Annotated in this window: 1 protein-coding gene; it reads left to right on the forward strand. The window is 43.7% G+C overall.

Going from position 1 to position 1,237, the window contains the following annotated elements; translation table 11 throughout:
- The coding region (gene ltrA, locus Ga0451573_RS18875) for a group II intron reverse transcriptase/maturase (protein WP_231685746.1) at positions 1–1,237 on the forward strand (1,237 nt) is incomplete at both ends.

The following is a 1,237-nucleotide window of genomic DNA, read 5'->3' on the forward strand; positions in this document are numbered from 1 at the left end:
AAACATTAACCGGGCATGAAGGACTGGAGAAATTAATGCAAACCTCACTGCGGGGAATAGCACAGAAGGCAAAACAACTCAAAAAGTACCGATTTCGGAACCTTTACAGTTTATTAAACAGTGCATCATTAAAGGAAGCCTTTAAAAGGGTCAACAAAAGGGCTGCAGCAGGAATTGACAAGATATCTGCAGAGGAATTTGCAGAAAACCTTGATGGCAGTATTAATGAAATTGTTGATAAACTCAAAAGGAAGAAATATCGGGCAAAACTGGTACGGAGGGTCTATATACCCAAAGGGGAAGGCAAAACAAGACCGCTGGGACTACCCGCGATAGCGGACAAGGTAATCCAAAGCGCCGCAGTTAAAGTACTGGAAGCAATATATGAACAGGAATTCTCACCAAACAGCTACGGATACCGGCCCAAGGTTGGTGCCAAAACAGCGGTCAAAGCGCTCACTGAGGAACTGCAATTCAAGAAATACAGCTACATAGTAGAGGCAGACATCAAAGGCTTTTTTGATAACATCGACCACGAGTGGCTCATCAAAATGCTTGAACAACGGGTAGATGACAAAGCATTTATCGGACTAATCAGAAAATGGCTGAGAGCAGGAATACTGGAACCTGATGGACAGGTCATTAATCCCATAACCGGAACACCCCAAGGAGGAATTATCAGTCCCATACTGGCAAACATATACCTGCACAATGCCTTAGACATCTGGTTCGAAAAAGTAGTAAAACCAAGGTGCCAGGGCGAAGCATATATGTGCAGGTACGCAGATGATTTCACCTGCGCATTCAGGTACAAGAGGGATGCCGAACGTTTTTATCGGGTATTGGGAAAAAGGCTGAATAAATTTGGTCTTGAATTAGCCGCAGAAAAGACCAACATTATCAGTTTCTCCAGATTCCGCAAAGCTGAAAACACCAGTTTCGATTTCCTGGGTTTTGAATTCAGGTGGCAGGTGTCCCACCGTGGAAAAGATATCATCAAAAAAAGGACTTCACGAAGCAAGATGAGGAAATCACTGGCAAGTGTCAGGCAATGGTGCAAGGAAAACAGGAACAAACGCCTGCCCAACCTCTTTAGTATGCTAAATGCCAAACTTCGTGGATACTACAACTACTATGGAGTTATAGGCAATTACGCCAGCCTGAACGAATACTACTATATAACCAAGAAAATACTCTACAAATGGCTGAACCGGAGGAGTCAGCGGCGAAGTTTTAA

The organism is Phosphitispora fastidiosa (genome assembly GCF_019008365.1).
In the GTDB taxonomy this organism is placed as follows: Bacteria; Bacillota; Thermincolia; order Thermincolales; family UBA2595; genus Phosphitispora; species Phosphitispora fastidiosa.